Below are 15,366 nucleotides of genomic sequence, written 5' to 3' on the forward strand. Positions count from 1 at the left end.
CACGGCGGCCGGTCAGCGGTGGACGTCAGTGGTCGTCACCGTTGGCGGGCCCGTGCGGCTCGTTGGACAGCAGGTCTCCGGCGCGGCCGTCGTGGAGGTGCTGCATCTCGGTGGAGCGGGGCAGCATGGTCTTCTCGTAGGCCTGGACGGCCTCGTCGATGGTGTCGTGGTCGGCGATGGCGAGGGCGAGTTCGCAGGCGTCGAGCATGGCGAGGTTGACGCCGAAACCGAGCGGGGGCATGAGGTGGGCGGCGTCTCCCAGCACGGTGACGGTGGGGTTGTGCTCCCAGGTGTGGGGGACGGGCAGGGCGTAGATGGGGCGGTCGATGTAGCGGCCGTCGTTGTCGCTGATCAGCCGGCGCAGGCTGGGCGCCCAGTCGCGGTAGCGGTCCAGGAGGAGGGCGCGGAGGGCGTCGGTGTCCTGGACGCTGAGACCGGCCGCGGTGATCCAGTCGGCGGGAGCGCGCTGGATGATGTAGACGCGGATGTGGTCGCCGCCGTTGCGCTGGGCGAACAGGCCGCGCTCTCCGTCGGCTACCGCGGCGCTGCCCGGGCCGACGAGTTCGGCGATCTCGGAGTGCCGGTCGTCGACGTCGTCGAACCAGGCTTCGAGGAAGCTGATGCCGGTGTACTGGGGGGTGGCCGGGGAGATCGCGCGGCGGACCTTGGACCAGGCGCCGTCGGCGCCGATAACCAGGTCGGCCTCCACGGTGGTGCCGTCGGCGAAGAGCAGCCGACGGGGGCCTTCCGCGGGCCCCTCGACGGAGCGCAGGGTGTGGCCCCAGCGCACCGTGTTCGGCTCCAGCGAGTTCAGCAGGAGGTCGCGCAGCCGACCGCGGTCGATCTCGGGCTTGAAGCGCTCGTCCTCGTCGGGAACGTGGTGGGAAGCGATCGCGCCCGTCTTCGCGTCCAGTTGCCGCATTTCCTGCCCCTCGGGGCGGGAGAGGCGGAAGAACTCCTCCAGCAGCCCGGCCTCGCGCAGGGCGATCTGGCCGTAGTCCTCGCGCAGGTCGAGGGTGCCGCCCTGGTTGCGGACGTCGGGGCCGGTCTCGTGCTCGTAGACGGTGACGGCGACACCGCGTCGCTGCAGGATGCGCGCGCAGGTCAGGCCGCCGGGGCCGGCGCCGATGATGGCGATGCGAGGGGTGCTTTCCATGGTGGTGCTCCGTTCGTGTCACGCGGCGGTGCCGCATTCCTGTGTTGCGTTGTGGGGTGGAGGTCAGCGGGATGTGGCCGCAGAGACGTTCTGCTTCTTGCCAGGACGGGCAGCGGGCCAGCCTTGCGCAGCGAGTCTCCGATAACGAAGGCTGCGGCGATAAGAGCGACACCGTCCCGGTGCCGAAGGCATGGCCGGCACCGATCGCGACCACCTCGAGACAGGCGCGTCCTTGACACCGCCGGACAGGGCATGCAGGGCGCTCGGAGTCGAGCGCAGCCCATCGGCAGGCGGGGTTCGAACACGCAACGCCGCCGCCCGGGGTGCGAAAGACAGTGACCGTGCCCGCTTCTCCATCCGGACAGAGCAGGCCCGGTCACGGCCGCAACGCAAAGGCCGAGGACCCTGCCTGATCCCAGGCTGAGGCGGCGCCCACCAGGCAGTGGCCAGGTCGATCGCGATGCCGAAGACGGTCACGAGGATGACACCCACCCAGCCGGTCCCCCCTCGTCCCGCACATCCTGGCGACGGCGGTGACCAGCGCGAAGACCTGCGGAAGGCGTGGACATCGCGGCGCCGACGAGCATGACACCGAGCAGCACCCGACGCACGATCTTCGACGGTGCGCTGGCCCCGACCGCAAGGGGAGGCAGCCGCGGACATGGCTGATCACTCCTCTCGGGCAGGAGAAAGGCGGGAGGGCCGGACGATGCCTCACGGCCGCCATCACAGGAGACCACACCGCGGCGAAAAGTGCAACAGCTTCACTTTTGAAGTCGGTCAACCCATCGGGTAGGGTGCGAGCATGCCTGAGACCGGGTCCCGCGGCGCCACCGCGTCGGCGCCGATGAGTCGCCGTGAGCGCAAGAAGGCCGCCACCCGCCAGGCCATCGCCGACGCGGCGCTGCGCCTGTTCCTGGAACGCGGCTTCGACAACGTGGGCATCCGCGAGATCGCAGATGCCGCGGACGTCTCGACCACCACGCTGTTCAAGCATTTCCCGGTCAAGGAGGCCCTCGTCTTCGACCGGGAGGCCGACCTGGAGGCCGGCCTGCTCGCCGCCGTACGCGAGCGGCCCCCGGGCCAGTCCATTCCGGCCGCCCTGCGCGAGCACGCCCTGCGCCACCGAAGGGCGGACGCCGACAGCGACCCCCGCTTCGCGAGCTTCCTCGAGCTGGTGAACAGCACCCCCGCCCTGCGCGACTACCACCAGGCCATGTGGCTACGCCACACCGCCGCCCTCGCCGAGGCCATCGCCGAGGAAAGCGGCCTGCCCGCGGACGACCCCGCTTGCACCGCCTTGGCCCACTTCGCCCTTGAAGCCCCCCGCGTCGCCCGCGCTCACGACGACGCCCGCGAAGCCCTGATCCGCGCCTTCGACCTGCTCGACCACGGCTGGCGCGCCCTCACCTCACGCACCTAGCCCACCGCAGCAATACGGCAGACCCTTCTTACGCGGGGCAGACCTCCACCATGCCCCGTCCCGCAGAACGACGACCCGCCAACAACAGAGGGCGACGCCAATGCACACGGGCGGCGCACAGCACAATCACGCACAAGCGCGCCCACGGCTCACGCGACGTGGCAGGCAAAGCAAAGTATCGGCCTGGCGATGGCGACACCAACGCTGCGACCGATATCCACCCGCTGGCGCACACCTCCGCAAAGGCGCCAGCTCCACGTCAGCAAATAGCCGCAAGGCGGGTCCGCGCACACCCCGCGCCGCGGCGCCACCGGCCGCGTAACCCGAGCATCCATGAACGGGCACTCGGATCCCCGTCGCACTCGGCTGCGCCCTGCAGCGGCGCACCGCTACCCATCATCCAACAGCACCGCCCGGCTAACTGCTGACGCGGCCCGAGCACTGGGGCTGGAACGCACTCGGGCCTGTGCGCTCGACCGTCGTGACAGGTTTTGCCGCACAGTGATCGCATCGACGTCAACTATCGGACATATGCGAAATCTTGGGGCAGGCTGCTACGACATTCAAGCTTCCTGCGGATTTGGAACTAGGTACGGGCGGACGCCCCGGACCTGCACTTTTGCGATCTGCGGCACGTTGGTGCCCCCTGCCGCGGAGGTATCAAGGAACTGATGACGCGCATGGGCCACTCCTCGACGCGAGCAGCAAATCTACCAGCACGCCAGCCCGGATCGAAACAAGAACATCGCGGGACACCTTCTGAGCCCCACCCAGGATTTCGCCTCGACTCTCCCTGGTTAGCAGAATTTCCCGCGAGAGAAGCCGCCATGGCCCAGGAAGCCACCTCCTGGGCCATGCGATCCGTTAGGACAAACCCACGCACCAACCTGCGGGCTCTGACTCAAAGGCAGGTGGTCACGGAAATGTGCGGGGCCCCGGCAGGTTGACGTACAGGTTGCGCTTCTCATCCGCAGGTGAAGGCAGGCGCCACCCTCCGCCTCGTACACCCCAGTGGCCAAGTTGCAATCCTCGCCCGCTGGCGTTGCGATCCTCACCCCCCGGTGAGGGCGGGCGCCACGCGGGCGACACCGCCGAGGGCGGGCACACAAGCCGGGGGGTTGCGATCCTCGCCCGCCGGTGAGGGCGGGCGCCACGGCGGTTGACGTGCAGTGACTACCGACTGCAATCGTCACACCTCGAAAACGATCGCGGGTAATCACCGCAAAACACCCCATACCTACTTCAGGACCTCCCCGCGTTTTCATGGCCACTGGAGGTTCTGAAGCCAGCAGGGCTCGCTCTGACAGGGACCTCGCCGTTCGGTCTGGGCCTCGTCCCTCCGCACCTGAAGCCTGCGGGCCCTGCCTGGGCGCCCCTCGCCGGACGCGGGACGGTAGGGCTCCTCCCTTCACCTCTGGACTGCGCATCGCCCCCTCTCCCACCAAAGTCCGCGGCCCCTGGGACACATAATGGCGCGGGCAAGAGCCGCCGACCCCATGATTGGGAACTCGGTGGCGCGGGCGTCTCCCCCTTTTCAGGCGCCGGTATGCCGTAGGAGCTCCCGGTTGGGATCATCCATGCCCTGCGGGCACGCCTAGACGAGTTCGCAGAGGAGGGGAGGGCAGTGCGGGGGCATGGACGGCAAGTCTGCCGACACGTCGGCTAGGGGCGAGCTGAGATCATCTGCCATCGCGTTCGAGGGCCCGGTGATGGTGACGTGTCGGGCAGGCGTCAGGTCGCGGCGGTCGGGTGCGCGGGCTTTGGGCAACGTATAAGGCCCAGGTGGAGCGCTGCGGCTCTCACCTGGGCCTTTGTCGTGGGAGCGGGCGACGGGAATCGAACCCGCGTAGCCAGTTTGGAAGTCAACGGTCCCTGATCTTGTGACCTGCTCCGCCACAGGTCAGAGTGTGGCTCCCCTGATCTGTTCACACCCCTTGAACCCCGTTGACGACCGACCGAACGGGCACGATCGGGCACGCTCACCATCTGGCGTTGGGCCTGCGGTCGCGTGGTGAGCGGTCTCCGTGACGCGCTGGGGCGTGCGGCGTAGCCGCTGTTCTTCCCCCACCTTCCTCCCCCCGACCCCGACGAAACCTGCACTTAGCGGCGGACGGGTTCCGTCAAGGGTGGCCGTAGGCCATCACGAAGTGACGCCCGAAGGGCGCCCTTGACGGGTTCCGGCCGCCGCCATCCTCGACGGCTCGGGGTCGGGGGGAGCCACGCGCCATTCCACACCAGGCGGCAACAGCCTCGGCCACAGATGAGCCCGAGCCGTCGACCACGGGAGCGGGCCGCCTGCCAATGCCGTAGGCACCCCGTAGGGGCGGGCATCGCCCGTTGGCCGGCGGCCCGCGGCCTGGAGAGACGACCGATCGGGCGGCGGCGCGTCCCCCGTGACCGGCCGCACCCGGGTGACGGGCGGCGGTGGTGCGGCGCGCGGCCCCTTCGCCCCGTCGCCCGGAGACCGGCGCCCACGCCGCACGCTCCGGGCGGCGTGGGCGCGGGGCCGGTGCGGCGGCGCGACGCGCCGCCGCCCTTGACCCCTAAAAGCGGAATTCGGCAACGTCCTGCCTGCTGGGCAGTCACGATGTGCCTTGCCGGTGCGGCGCTCATACCGGAAGAGTCGTTGCCGTCAGCCGCCGACTAGGCGGGCTTGCCCTACCGGGTGCCAGTCCCAGAGCCGTTCCTTGCCGCGCTGAACAACCAGACTCACAGCACTCAGCGTGACCTCCCGACTCGGGAGCTCTCGACCTAGAGCGGAAATGAGCGGTTGGGCCGGTTGTTCAGCCTCGCTGTAGGCGATCGTGACATGCGGGCTCCACGAGCTGGACTGCTTAGAGGATTCTCCTCGTCCAGTCACCTTATGGGTGACTTCCTGGACAGCTTCGCGAACTTTCGCCAATGCGTCCGCGGGATGGGCGATGAGGGCTATTGCCTCGGGGTGATAGAAGACTCGGCCGAGCGTTATTGTGACTGGAGGGATATCGGCGAGGATGCTCGATGCGGCGGCAAGCATCTCCCGCTGCCGATCATCGGTGATCTCATCGTCGGGTCCGGCGACGAGGACGGTTATGTGCAACCACTCGGCCGGCGTCATGTGCAGGCCGCGGAATTCGGCGAGTCGCTTTTGGGCGGCTTGGGCGAGTTCACGCACTTCCGGGTGATCGCCTACAAGGATGTGCCAATAGACCGTACCCTGTCCCGGTCCTGGTTCTTTGCGGTTCTGCCATCGGTTGACCATCTGTGTGGGCAGCGGGCTCATGGCTCCTCCGTGTCGGCGTCATCGGCAAGGGCGGCAGCGTTGAACTCCTGAATCCGCTGTCTGAGCTGAACTGCGAGGCGACTGCCCCGGAAACGGGAACGATTGAGACGCGAATCCAGGTCTGCAAGGTAGCGGGTGACGGTTGACAGGCGCATCCCTGGAGAAAGCGTGAATATTTCGGCCAGTTGTTCGGCAGTGCCATCAAGGTCGCCCTTGAGTAGGTGTGCAAGACCGGTGCCGATGCGAATTTGCGCCCAGTTCGCCAGGGCAACGGGAGCGCCTGCGGCCCATGCTTGATCTGCCATCTGGGCAGCTCGTAGGGCGCCGTCTGGGTCACCGGTTCGCGTGGCTACCGACAGAGCGAAAAGGGCTTGACGCTCGATCGGGAAGGACCAGACGGAAAGTTCGGAGGCATCGCCGCGGATTGCTTCGGAAGACTGCTCTGCACGAGTCAAGGCTTCGCGTGCTCTGATCCTGTCTCCGAGGAGAGCGGCAGCATTCGCCTCGTACCACGCGAGTTGCGCCTTCATCGGACTGGGCGGACTAGCCTCGAATCCTTGCCGGGCGAGGTCGGCTGCTTCCATGTAACGATTTTGCCAACGGGCCGTTTTGGCTTGGGCATACCACGCATACGATTCGTTGGCTCCAGCCTCCTTCGCGAGTATGAGCGCAGCGGAAGCATACTTCTCGGCGACGTGGTCAAGATTGACATCACCGAAGATCACGGCCGCATGTGCAAGCAGATCGGCATCGATTCGCACCAGCTCACGCATATGGCGGAGCCGGTGACGACCATTGACCAAGAGCTCCCGCGTACTGCGATGAAGTTTAAGTATTTCAGGAAGAAGCCTTTTTGCCGGGACCCGTGTATGGGAAGCGGCAAAAGACTGGGCTGATCGCGCGAGTTGCGCAATCTTTTCGTCGGTGGCATCACCGCCGGTTACCCACTGCACGAGGTTTGAGATGTCGTTCGCGCTTACCAGCTCCATCGGATCCGATGCATCGCCCTCTGGCAGCGGAGGGTCAGACGACGCGCTCCCCGAGTTCGGATGCGCCCGCCCCCTGCACACACTACCTACTCCCTCGCGATCACGAACAACGCCGTTACTATTACGGGGAGCAAGGCCAAGGGCCATGCGCGCGGAGTCTGGCATCTGGAGACCGTCGGCGATGCGCTCGAAAACTTCCAGAGCAAGGATTTGACGTCCGCCCGGCTTCATGGTCTCACTGACCTTGCCCTGTGTCATGCCGACGGCGGCTGCGATCCGCGTTTGACTTGCGCCGCCATACTGGCGTACCAAGCGAAAAACAGTACCGATGTCACGGCTTTTCAGGGCTTCAATCATCTGTGGCAGCTGCCACAGCGCATCAGGGATTGTGATCGGGTCTGATGCCCGTTCCGGCATCTCCGGTCCCCTTTGTGCTCGTGCGGTGCCGTCAGGCTGAGCCTATATCCCCCGAGGGGATACCGCCGGGGGATCCCATAGGGGAATGGGAGAGGCATACCCAGTCGCGAGATTTTGGACTGCATGACGCAGCAGACGGCGAAGACTCCTTGCGGCTCCTGTGGTGGGCGCGGGTGGAAGTGGGCTTCCCCCCGGCGGTACCTGCTGTTCGGGTCGTCGGATGGGAGGCCCGGGCCGGACCGACGGCGGGTTCCCTGCGAGCGCTGCGCCCCTGCCGCGCGGGCCGAGGTGGCGTGATGGGCTGCGGGGCCGGCGGCGTGGTGCGGGCGACCAGTGCGCAGCTTCATCCCCCGGGCTGCGCGGGGTGGGTGGTCGTGCCCCGGCGCCGCCGGTCCCGCCTTCAATCCAGGGAGGTGGAGCGGTGAACGATGCAACGGGGCATCAGCTGGTCTCGGCGCTGGTGGAGGAGCTGCAGGCGCGGGGTCTGGTGGGCGCGGTGTACCGGGGTGGTGTGGTGCGCGTGCTCAACCCCGCCGCAGAGCCCGACGGCAGCACCCCTCACGCGCGAATGGCTCCGGGGCTGCGACAGGAGGTGCAGTTCCTCCCCAACCCCGACGACGGCGGGGCGCCGTGGTGGTACTGGGCGTGGGCGGGGCCAACGCGGCAGTCTCCCCCGGACTTGGAGCCGCTGTGCCCGGCGACCGATGCCGCACAGGCGGCCGACAGGATCGCGAAAGTTCTGGAGGTGCCCTTCGCCGCTGACGCGGCGTCACACGGCGGGCCGCGCGATGACGGGTGAGCGGCCGTGCCGCATGCCGCCGTCCGAGGTGCGCCAGCGGGCGGCGCTGGCGTGGATCAGACGGGAGTTTCCGGAGGTACCGGCGTGGTACGGGAAGGCGACGGGCTCTTGGTGGGCGATGGTGCCGATCGGGGCCCGGTGGCGGCTGGTGGAGGCGGTCGACCCGGTGGAGCTGCGGGGGGCGATTCTGAATCCGGCGGGCTGGCCGTGGCCGCGGAACTGGGTGGCGCTGCCGGAGACGGCGCCGGGCATGCCGGGGCGCACGTCGCGGGGCATGTCGGAGTGACGTTGGCGTGTCCGGTGTCGTGCCTGGGGCTGCGCACCGTGGGTGACTTGGTGCGGCTGCTGGAAGAGGCCGGCCGCCTGGCCCGGCTCCCGGACGAGGAGCACCCGGCCGGGCTGGTCGCCCACCGGCATCCCCGCGGCGTGGTCTCCCTGGACTGCCCGCTGGAGTGCCTGGCCCTGCCGGGACGCACGGTCAACCGGCTGCACTACTACCGCAAGTCCTGCCGAACCGTCGGCGACCTGCTGCGACTGCTGCAAAGTGGCGACCTGCTCAACATTCACGGGATCGGCGTCGGCACCGTGGCGGACATCAGGCGGGTGGTTCTGCGCGCGGGGATCAACCCGGATGACTGGAAGGTGGCCGACAGAACGTAGGTCGTGCCTTGGGGACCCCGGAAGGTAGCGGTCTGGGTGGCTGGGGCGGGACCGCTCCCCTTCGGGGTTCGTCGTTGTAGTCCTGGTGGTGGTGGGTGTCCTGGAGAGTGACAGCTCGCCGACTGGACGACTAGCCTTGGCTTGCTCGTGTTATCGACCTGTTGGCAGGCCAAGATGGCAGATGACGCCACTTACACCCCTAAGTACGTCCGGATCCTGGAGGTGCTCCAAAAACGCATCCAGGACGGCACCTATCCGGTGGGTGAGCGCCTGCCTTCGGAGACCGCGCTCGTCAAAGAGTTCGCGGTGTCGCGTCCCACGGTGGTTCGGGCGCTGAATGATCTTGAATTGCTCGGCTGGATCGAACGCGAGCATGGCCGCGGATCGTTCGTCAAGGCGCGTCCTTCCGGAGAGTCGGAGGATCGCCCCCGGCTGGGGCTGGCAGTGCTGGACCGTCAGGAGAGCGCGGATTCGGTCAGGCTGGTGGAGGCGGGGCGGCGGTCTGCTCCCGGGTGGGTGGCAACGCGGCTGGGCCTGGCCGAAAATGCGCCCGTCGTGTTGCGACGCTGTCTCGGCGTTCATGACGGCGTGATCAGTGACCTTGTGTCGATGTGGGCTCCGCTGGACATCGCGAACAGCGGGCCTTTGGGGCAGTCGGCTCCGTTGACGGTGCCGGTCCGACGGCTGCTGACCATGGCGGCGCCGGGTCGGCTCGTCCGGGTCACCGAGACGATCAGCGCGCGTCGCGCCTCTGACGACGAGACAAAGCTTCTGCAGCTGACGCCGGGTGACCCGGTGCTGTCGGTGGTGGCGTCGGTGTTGGACTCGACCGGCCGGACGGTCCTGGTCCTGGAGGTCGCGCTACCGGGGACGCTGCATGAGCTGACCGACACCTACCCAATCTGATGTGAGCTAGATCACTCGCAAACACTGGCCTACCCCTCTTGCGATCCGCGCCCAGTCACGTATTTTCAAGTCAGCAACTCGATAAGACGAGTTGCTGACAAGAGACGCGACGATAGGAGTGATCACGAGTGGCGATTCAGGGTCCGTTCCGTGTCTCGTTCGGGGACGTGTTCCCGCACGGGGCGTTCGTCAAGGGCGGTGTGGAGCCGGTCCGGGACTTCGACCGGTCCTCGCGCGACAACTTCGTGCAGGCGCGCGACAGGGAGACCGGGGAGTTGGTGTGGCAAGTGGAGGTGATCGACGCCGACCCGGCCGCCAAGGGGTCGGTGAAGGTCAAGCTCGTCGCGCCGGTTCGGCCGGTGCTGCCGGAGGCTCCGGCGGGGTTCCCGTTCGTGCCGGTGGAGTTCGACGGGCTGACCGTCACGCCGTACGTCAACAGCCAGAACAACCGGCTGGCGTACTCGCTGAAGGCGGCGGGCATCCGCGCGCCCGGTGCGGGTGCGGGCAAGGGACGTCCGGCCGCGGCGGGCAAGGACGCGGCCTGATGGCGGCGCGCAAGTCGGCGCTGTCGCTGCCGATCGACGCGCGGGCGACCAGTGAGTTTCGGGCGTTCCGTGCTCGCACGCCGCTGTTCACCGTGGCGGCCGGTCAGGTCCTGGTGACGCTGACGCTTCCGGAGCGGCTGTCGGCGGGTGAGGTGGAGTTCGCGCGGCGGCTGGCCGACCAGGCGGCGGCGTACGCGGCCGAGGTGGAACGGCTGTACCGGTCCGGCTCCCGGTCGTCGGCGCGGTCGGGGAAGGGGCGTGCGGCATGAGCGACGCCTACAGCTACACCACGATCGCGGTCGAGCCGGGGCAGGCGCCGCACATCACCGTAAGTCTGCGCCCGGACGGACAGATGGCCGTGTGGTGCTCGGCGGGGCACGAGCGGGCGCAAATTTCGATCTTGCACGCCGACGCCCACGTCGTGATCACTCCGACGAACCCGACCGTGCCCACGGCCGGCGACGTGCGGGCCGCGCGCAAGTTCGCTGAGTCGTTCGCCGTCTATGCGGCCGAGGTGGAGCGGTTGCACGCGGTGGCGCAGCAGGCGGCGGAGTCTGAGTCGTCGGCGGACTGATCTGGCAAGGCGGGGCGGCTGGAGACCCTACCTCCGGCCGCCCCTGTTCTCCCCCTGACCTGCGATCAGAGTGAGGTGATCCATCATGGCATGGCAGTTCCGCAAGCTCGGGCCCGGTGAAAACGTCGCGGTGGAGGCGTCGGGCGACCCGTTCGCGCCGCCCAAGTGGGCGCCGCCGGTGTGGCACATGCCCGAAGGGCTGGTGCTGCTGGTCAACGCGCTGCGGGGCGTGCTGGCCCTGCTGGTCTTCTGCGTGCGCAACATCGCCCCGTTGTCGCTGGCCGGTGCCCTGGTCTGGCTCGGCTGCTCCTACGGCTGGCCGGTGCCGGTGGGGCTGGTCGCCATGGCCGGTGCGGGCCTGGGCGGCTGGTGGGCGGCCGACCCTGCCTCGTTCCGGCGGTGGGTGGGCCGGCCGGTGCTGTCGCGCTGGCGCCTGGTGCGCGTGTACCGGCGTCACTGGCAGCCGGTCATGGTGACGGCGGGCCTGTCGCGCACGCACCGTCGGCGCGAGTACCTGCCCGCGATCATCAAGGTGCGGTCCGGGCCGACGAGTGATCGGGTGCTGGTGCGGATGCTCAAAGGACAGGCTCCCGACGCCTGGGAAGCGGTGACGGCGAACCTGGCGCACGGGTTCGGCGCGCACCTGTGCCGGGTCCGCCAGGGGGACCGTCCGGGCCGCGTGTGGCTGGAGTTCGTCCGCAAGGATGCGCTCGCGACCCCTATCCCTGCGCTGCCGCTGGTGGACGCGGCCGACGTCGACCTGTCCGGGGTTGCGGTCGGGCGGTGCGAGGACGGAAGTCCGTGGCGGCTGCGGCTGCTCGGCACGCACGTTCTGATCGCCGGGGCGACCGGGGCCGGCAAGGGGTCGGTGCTGTGGTCGATCGTGCGGGCGGTGCTGCCGCTGATGCTGGCCGGACTGGTCGAAGTATGGGCGATCGACCCCAAGCGCATGGAACTGTCCTACGGGCGGGCGCTGTTCGAACGCTACGGCCGGTACGCCTGCGACCCGGACGGCGGCATGGTCGAACTCCTGGAGGCGGCCGCGCAGGACATGAACGCCCGTGCGCGCGAGTTCGCCGGAGTCACCCGGTCGTTCGTGCCCTCGCATGAGCACCCGTTCCGCATCATCGTGGTGGACGAGCTGGCGTTCCTGACGGCCTACTGCCCCTCCAAGGATCTGCGGCGGCGGGCCGAGTCGGCGCTTGCCGTCCTCACCACGCAGGGCCGGTCGGTCGGGTACTGCGTGATCGGGGCCCAGCAGGACGCCCGCAAAGAGGTCAACAACCTGCGCAACCTGTTCCCCACCCGCATCGCGCTGCGCCTGGACGAGGACGAGCAGGTTGACATGGTGCTCGGCGACGGGTCCCGCGACCGCGGCGCCTACGCCGACCAGATCTCCCCCGTCCCCCGGACCGGCGCGGGCGTCGGATTCGTCCGGCTGGAGACCTCACCCGACCCGGTACGGGTCCGCGCGGCCTACGTCTCCGACGACGACATCGACGCCATGGTCGCCCTGGCCCTCGGCTCCGGTGCGAGCGGATCGGAGGCGGCGTGACCGAGACACTCCCCCTGTTCGGTCAAGGTTCAGAGAGCGCCTCCGGTGAGGTGCCGGTGAACGCCCCTGGTGAGGTGCCGGTCAAGACGCTGCCTCCGCTGGCGTCTCAGGTCGTGGAAGCGGTCGCGGTGGAACACGGGGTGTGCATCCGGCCGGTTCCGATGCGGCGGGTTGACCTGGAGACCGGCGAGACACAGATCGTGTCGGTCCCCTGCGGTCACACCCTGGCCTCGGTGTGCCCCACCTGCGCCGAGAAGAAGCGGCAACTACGCGCCCAGCAGTGCCGCGAGGGCTGGCACCTGGAACACGAACCGGTCATCGAGCGGGCCGACCCGGACGCCTTCCAACGCCACTTGATCGAACTGCGCGCCCAAGCACAGGCACGCCGCGACCAAGCGGCCACCGACGGCGCCGTGATGGGGGAGGGCGTGGAGTTCTGGGACGGACTCATCGGCGAACTCGACCACGAGATCGCGCGGGCCGGTGTCGTCGGCACCCTCACGACGGCCAAAGACGGTGAGCCCACCAAGCGGCGTACCCGGTCCACACGGCGGCGTCAGGACGTGGCCGACCTGCCTCGCCGTCCGGTGGACGCCCGCACGATCGGCAAGGTCTACACCGGACGCGACGGGCAGACCTTCCGGCCCTCGCTGTTCCTGACACTCACCCTCGACTCCTACGGCAAGGTTCACTCGGACGGGACGCCGGTCGATCCCACGACGTACGACTACCGGCGGGCTGCGCGGGACGCCATCCACTTCGGCAAGCTCTTTGACCGGTTCGTGCAGAACCTGCGCCGGTTCGTCGGCTATGACGTGCAGTACTTCGCCACCGTCGAACCGCAACGGCGGCTCGCTCCCCACCTGCACATGGCGATACGAGGGACGATCTCCCGCGCCGAACTGCGGCAGGTCGTGGCCGCGACCTATCACCAAGTGTGGTGGCCTCCCACCGATCGGGTCGTCTACTCCGGTGAGAACCTGCCGGTCTGGCACGCCTCCCCGGACGGCTCCGGCGGCGCCTACGTCGATCCCCGCACCGGTGAAGTACTCCCCACCTGGGATGAGGCGCTAGACGCCCTCGACCAGGACGACGACGCGCAACCCCTGCACGTGGTGCGGTTCGGGCGGCAGATCGACGCACAGGGCGTCATGGCCGGAACCCCGGAAGCCAAGCGGCGCATCCGCCACTACCTCACCAAGTACCTCACCAAGAGCATCAGCGAATGCCACCAGGCCGAGACCGACCGCCAGCGCGCGCACGTCGAACGGCTGGCCGAGGAACTGCGCTATGAGCCGTGCTCCCCAACGTGCGCGAACTGGCTGCGCTACGGCGTCCAGCCCAAGAATCCGCGGCGGGGCCTGGTGCCGGGGTTCTGCAAAGGCAAAGCGCACCGACGCGAACACCTCGGGTACGGCGGCCGTCGTGTCCTGGTCTCGCGCAAGTGGTCCGGCAAGACCCTCGCCGACCACAAAGCCGACCGCGTCGCCTGGGTGCTCGCCCGCCTGGCCGAGGCCGGGATTCCGGCAACCGGCCCCGCCGCCGGCGACCGCCGATACCTGTGGGAACGCGCCAAACCCGGCGACGGCGACGTCAAACCCGTCACCCATCGAATCCTGCACCTCATCAACGAACGCGTCACACGACGCGAACAACTCAACCAGGCACTCACCGAACTTTCGGCAACTACGGAGGCAGCGTGAGCCCCAAGCGCAACAATGTGGCTCCCCTCGACTCGGACGACCGTCTTCTCACCTACGACCAGGCGGCCGAGATCCTCAACACCAGTCCGCGGTTCCCCCGACGCCTGGTAGAGGAACGACGCATCCGCTTCGTGCACGTCGGTCGCTTCGTCCGCATCCCCGAATCCGCACTTCGCGAGTTCATCGCGGCCGGGCTCGTCGAGCCGGTCACCCTTCGTGGGCAGCGCACAAGGAGGGCTGCCTGATGGCCGGTAAGCGGCGATTCGGCCGTGTGCGCAAGCTCCCCTCCGGCCGCTTCCAAGCGCGGTACCGGGGGCCGGACGGCATCGACCGTCCCGCGCCGCACACCTTCGCCACCAAGCGCGACGCCGAACAGTGGCTCATCCTCAAAGAGGCGGAGATCAAGCGGGGCGACTGGATCGATCCGGACGCGGGGCGGGTGCCCTTCGAGGTCTACGCCAAGCAGTGGATCGATGATCGCGTGCTTAAGCCGCGAACGGAGGGCCTGTATCGCAGTCTGTTGCGCAACCACCTGCTTACGACTTTCGGCAGTCTCAACGTCGCTGACATCCGGGAGGCGGACGTACGGCGGTGGCGCAAGGAGCGGCTCGGGGTCGTCGGGCAGTCCACGGTCGCGAAGGCGTACCAGCTCCTGAAATCGATCATGAACACGGCGGTGGACGACGAGCTGATCCGCCGGAACCCGTGCCGGATCAAGGGTGCCAGCGTCCCGGACACCCCTGAGCGGGAGGTGATTCCGCTCTCCAAAGTGCTGGAGATCGCGACCAAGATCCCACCGCGCTATCGGGCGCTTGTGCTGCTGGCGACGTTCGCAAGCCTGCGATGGGGCGAGTTGGCTGCCCTGCGACGGCAACACCTCGACCTTGATGCCGGAGTGGTTCGCGTGACGGCTGCGCTCGTCGAGTTGGACGGCGGGAAGCTCCTGGAGGACACACCCAAGTCCCGGGCCGGGTGGCGTACCGTGGCGCTTCCGGCGGAGATCATCGCTGATCTGCGGGCCCACCTGGAGGAGTTCGCGGAGGAGGGGGCGAACGGGCGGGTGTTCGTGGGGCCTCGTGGCGGGCCGCTGCGCCGCTCAAGCTTCCGGCGAGTGTGGAACAAGGTACGGGCGGACGTCGGTCTTCCGGACCTGCACTTTCATGATCTGCGACACGTGGGCAACACGCTGGCGGCGGCGACCGGTGCCAGTCTCAAGGAACTGATGACCCGCATGGGGCACTCCTCGACGCGGGTTGCGTCCACGGAGGTGGTGTACGAGTTTCCGCAGGTGAAGAGCGTGGCGTCGTGACGTGAGACGGCCACCGCGTAGATCCTTCGAGATGGATGATCAAGAAGAAGGAGACAACGCGATGGCCG

15 protein-coding genes are annotated in these 15,366 nt (G+C 68.3%); 11 read left to right on the forward strand and 4 right to left on the reverse strand.

What is annotated here, in order from left to right; translation table 11 throughout:
- Positions 1-25: 25 nt before the first annotated feature.
- The gene (locus QSK22_RS27240) at positions 26-1,156 is read right to left on the reverse strand and encodes an FAD-dependent oxidoreductase (protein WP_285497252.1); all 1,131 of its coding nucleotides are present in this window, start codon (positions 1,154-1,156) and stop codon (positions 26-28) included.
- 805 nt (positions 1,157-1,961) lie between these two features.
- On the opposite strand from QSK22_RS27240, the gene QSK22_RS27245 reads away from it, so the two are divergent.
- Positions 1,962-2,579, forward strand: a complete 618-nt coding sequence (locus QSK22_RS27245; protein ID WP_285497253.1) for a TetR/AcrR family transcriptional regulator — start codon at positions 1,962-1,964, stop codon at positions 2,577-2,579.
- A gap of 2,632 nt (positions 2,580-5,211) precedes the next feature.
- Here QSK22_RS27245 and QSK22_RS27250 read toward each other — a convergent pair.
- Positions 5,212-5,841, reverse strand: a complete 630-nt coding sequence (locus tag QSK22_RS27250) for a 2'-5' RNA ligase family protein (protein ID WP_285497254.1) — start codon at positions 5,839-5,841, stop codon at positions 5,212-5,214.
- On the reverse strand, positions 5,838-7,247 hold the full coding sequence (locus tag QSK22_RS27255) for an NsdA family TPR-like regulatory protein (protein WP_285497255.1): 1,410 nt from the start codon (positions 7,245-7,247) through the stop codon (positions 5,838-5,840). The genes QSK22_RS27250 and QSK22_RS27255 overlap by 4 nt, the downstream gene beginning before the upstream one ends.
- A gap of 421 nt (positions 7,248-7,668) precedes the next feature.
- On the opposite strand from QSK22_RS27255, the gene QSK22_RS27260 reads away from it, so the two are divergent.
- Complete coding sequence (locus QSK22_RS27260) at positions 7,669-8,046, forward strand: hypothetical protein (RefSeq protein ID WP_285497256.1); 378 nt, start codon at positions 7,669-7,671, stop codon at positions 8,044-8,046.
- Here the strand turns inward: QSK22_RS27260 and QSK22_RS27265 are convergent.
- Positions 8,017-8,322, reverse strand: a complete 306-nt coding sequence (locus QSK22_RS27265) for a hypothetical protein (protein ID WP_285497257.1) — start codon at positions 8,320-8,322, stop codon at positions 8,017-8,019. The two genes, QSK22_RS27260 and QSK22_RS27265, sit on opposite strands and share 30 nt — an antisense overlap.
- A gap of 6 nt (positions 8,323-8,328) precedes the next feature.
- Between QSK22_RS27265 and QSK22_RS27270 the strand changes: the two genes are divergently transcribed.
- From QSK22_RS27270 to QSK22_RS27310, 9 genes are all read left to right on the forward strand, one after another.
- On the forward strand, positions 8,329-8,706 hold the full coding sequence (locus QSK22_RS27270; RefSeq protein WP_285497258.1) for a hypothetical protein: 378 nt from the start codon (positions 8,329-8,331) through the stop codon (positions 8,704-8,706).
- Positions 8,707-8,880: 174 nt separating this feature from the next.
- Positions 8,881-9,612, forward strand: a complete 732-nt coding sequence (locus QSK22_RS27275; protein ID WP_285497260.1) for a GntR family transcriptional regulator — start codon at positions 8,881-8,883, stop codon at positions 9,610-9,612.
- A gap of 128 nt (positions 9,613-9,740) precedes the next feature.
- The gene (locus tag QSK22_RS27280; RefSeq protein WP_285497261.1) at positions 9,741-10,157 is read left to right on the forward strand and encodes a plasmid replication, integration and excision activator; all 417 of its coding nucleotides are present in this window, start codon (positions 9,741-9,743) and stop codon (positions 10,155-10,157) included.
- Complete coding sequence (locus tag QSK22_RS27285; protein WP_285497262.1) at positions 10,157-10,426, forward strand: hypothetical protein; 270 nt, start codon at positions 10,157-10,159, stop codon at positions 10,424-10,426. Before QSK22_RS27280 ends, QSK22_RS27285 begins: the two co-directional genes overlap by 1 nt.
- The gene (locus tag QSK22_RS27290) at positions 10,423-10,731 is read left to right on the forward strand and encodes a hypothetical protein (protein ID WP_285497263.1); all 309 of its coding nucleotides are present in this window, start codon (positions 10,423-10,425) and stop codon (positions 10,729-10,731) included. Before QSK22_RS27285 ends, QSK22_RS27290 begins: the two co-directional genes overlap by 4 nt.
- Before the next feature lie 85 nt (positions 10,732-10,816).
- Positions 10,817-12,286 (forward strand): FtsK/SpoIIIE domain-containing protein, encoded by a 1,470-nt coding sequence (locus QSK22_RS27295; protein WP_285497264.1) that lies wholly within the window; start codon positions 10,817-10,819, stop codon positions 12,284-12,286.
- 56 nt (positions 12,287-12,342) lie between these two features.
- Positions 12,343-13,989: a replication initiator gene (locus QSK22_RS27300; protein WP_352231489.1), complete on the forward strand. Its 1,647-nt coding sequence runs from the start codon at positions 12,343-12,345 to the stop codon at positions 13,987-13,989.
- Positions 13,986-14,234, forward strand: a complete 249-nt coding sequence (locus tag QSK22_RS27305) for an excisionase family DNA-binding protein (protein ID WP_285497265.1) — start codon at positions 13,986-13,988, stop codon at positions 14,232-14,234. The genes QSK22_RS27300 and QSK22_RS27305 overlap by 4 nt, the downstream gene beginning before the upstream one ends.
- Positions 14,234-15,298, forward strand: coding sequence for a tyrosine-type recombinase/integrase (locus QSK22_RS27310; protein WP_285497266.1), 1,065 nt, complete (start codon positions 14,234-14,236; stop codon positions 15,296-15,298). The genes QSK22_RS27305 and QSK22_RS27310 overlap by 1 nt, the downstream gene beginning before the upstream one ends.
- Positions 15,299-15,366: the final 68 nt, after the last annotated feature.

The organism is Actinomadura sp. NBRC 104425, assembly GCF_030269545.1.
Classification (GTDB): Bacteria; Actinomycetota; Actinomycetes; order Streptosporangiales; family Streptosporangiaceae; genus Spirillospora; species Spirillospora keratinilytica.

Bases quoted from the DNA above. Each gene is read 5' to 3' on its own strand.
- QSK22_RS27240 (WP_285497252.1), bottom strand. From the start codon at position 1,156: ATGGAAAGCACCCCTCGCATCGCCATCATCGGCGCCGGCCCCGGCGGC.
- QSK22_RS27245 (WP_285497253.1), top strand. From the start codon at position 1,962: ATGCCTGAGACCGGGTCCCGCGGCGCCACCGCGTCGGCGCCGATGAGT.
- QSK22_RS27250 (WP_285497254.1), bottom strand. From the start codon at position 5,841: ATGAGCCCGCTGCCCACACAGATGGTCAACCGATGGCAGAACCGCAAA.
- QSK22_RS27255 (WP_285497255.1), bottom strand. From the start codon at position 7,247: ATGCCGGAACGGGCATCAGACCCGATCACAATCCCTGATGCGCTGTGG.
- QSK22_RS27265 (WP_285497257.1), bottom strand. From the start codon at position 8,322: ATGCCCCGCGACGTGCGCCCCGGCATGCCCGGCGCCGTCTCCGGCAGC.
- QSK22_RS27275 (WP_285497260.1), top strand. From the start codon at position 8,881: ATGGCAGATGACGCCACTTACACCCCTAAGTACGTCCGGATCCTGGAG.
- QSK22_RS27285 (WP_285497262.1), top strand. From the start codon at position 10,157: ATGGCGGCGCGCAAGTCGGCGCTGTCGCTGCCGATCGACGCGCGGGCG.
- QSK22_RS27290 (WP_285497263.1), top strand. From the start codon at position 10,423: ATGAGCGACGCCTACAGCTACACCACGATCGCGGTCGAGCCGGGGCAG.
- QSK22_RS27295 (WP_285497264.1), top strand. From the start codon at position 10,817: ATGGCATGGCAGTTCCGCAAGCTCGGGCCCGGTGAAAACGTCGCGGTG.
- QSK22_RS27310 (WP_285497266.1), top strand. From the start codon at position 14,234: ATGGCCGGTAAGCGGCGATTCGGCCGTGTGCGCAAGCTCCCCTCCGGC.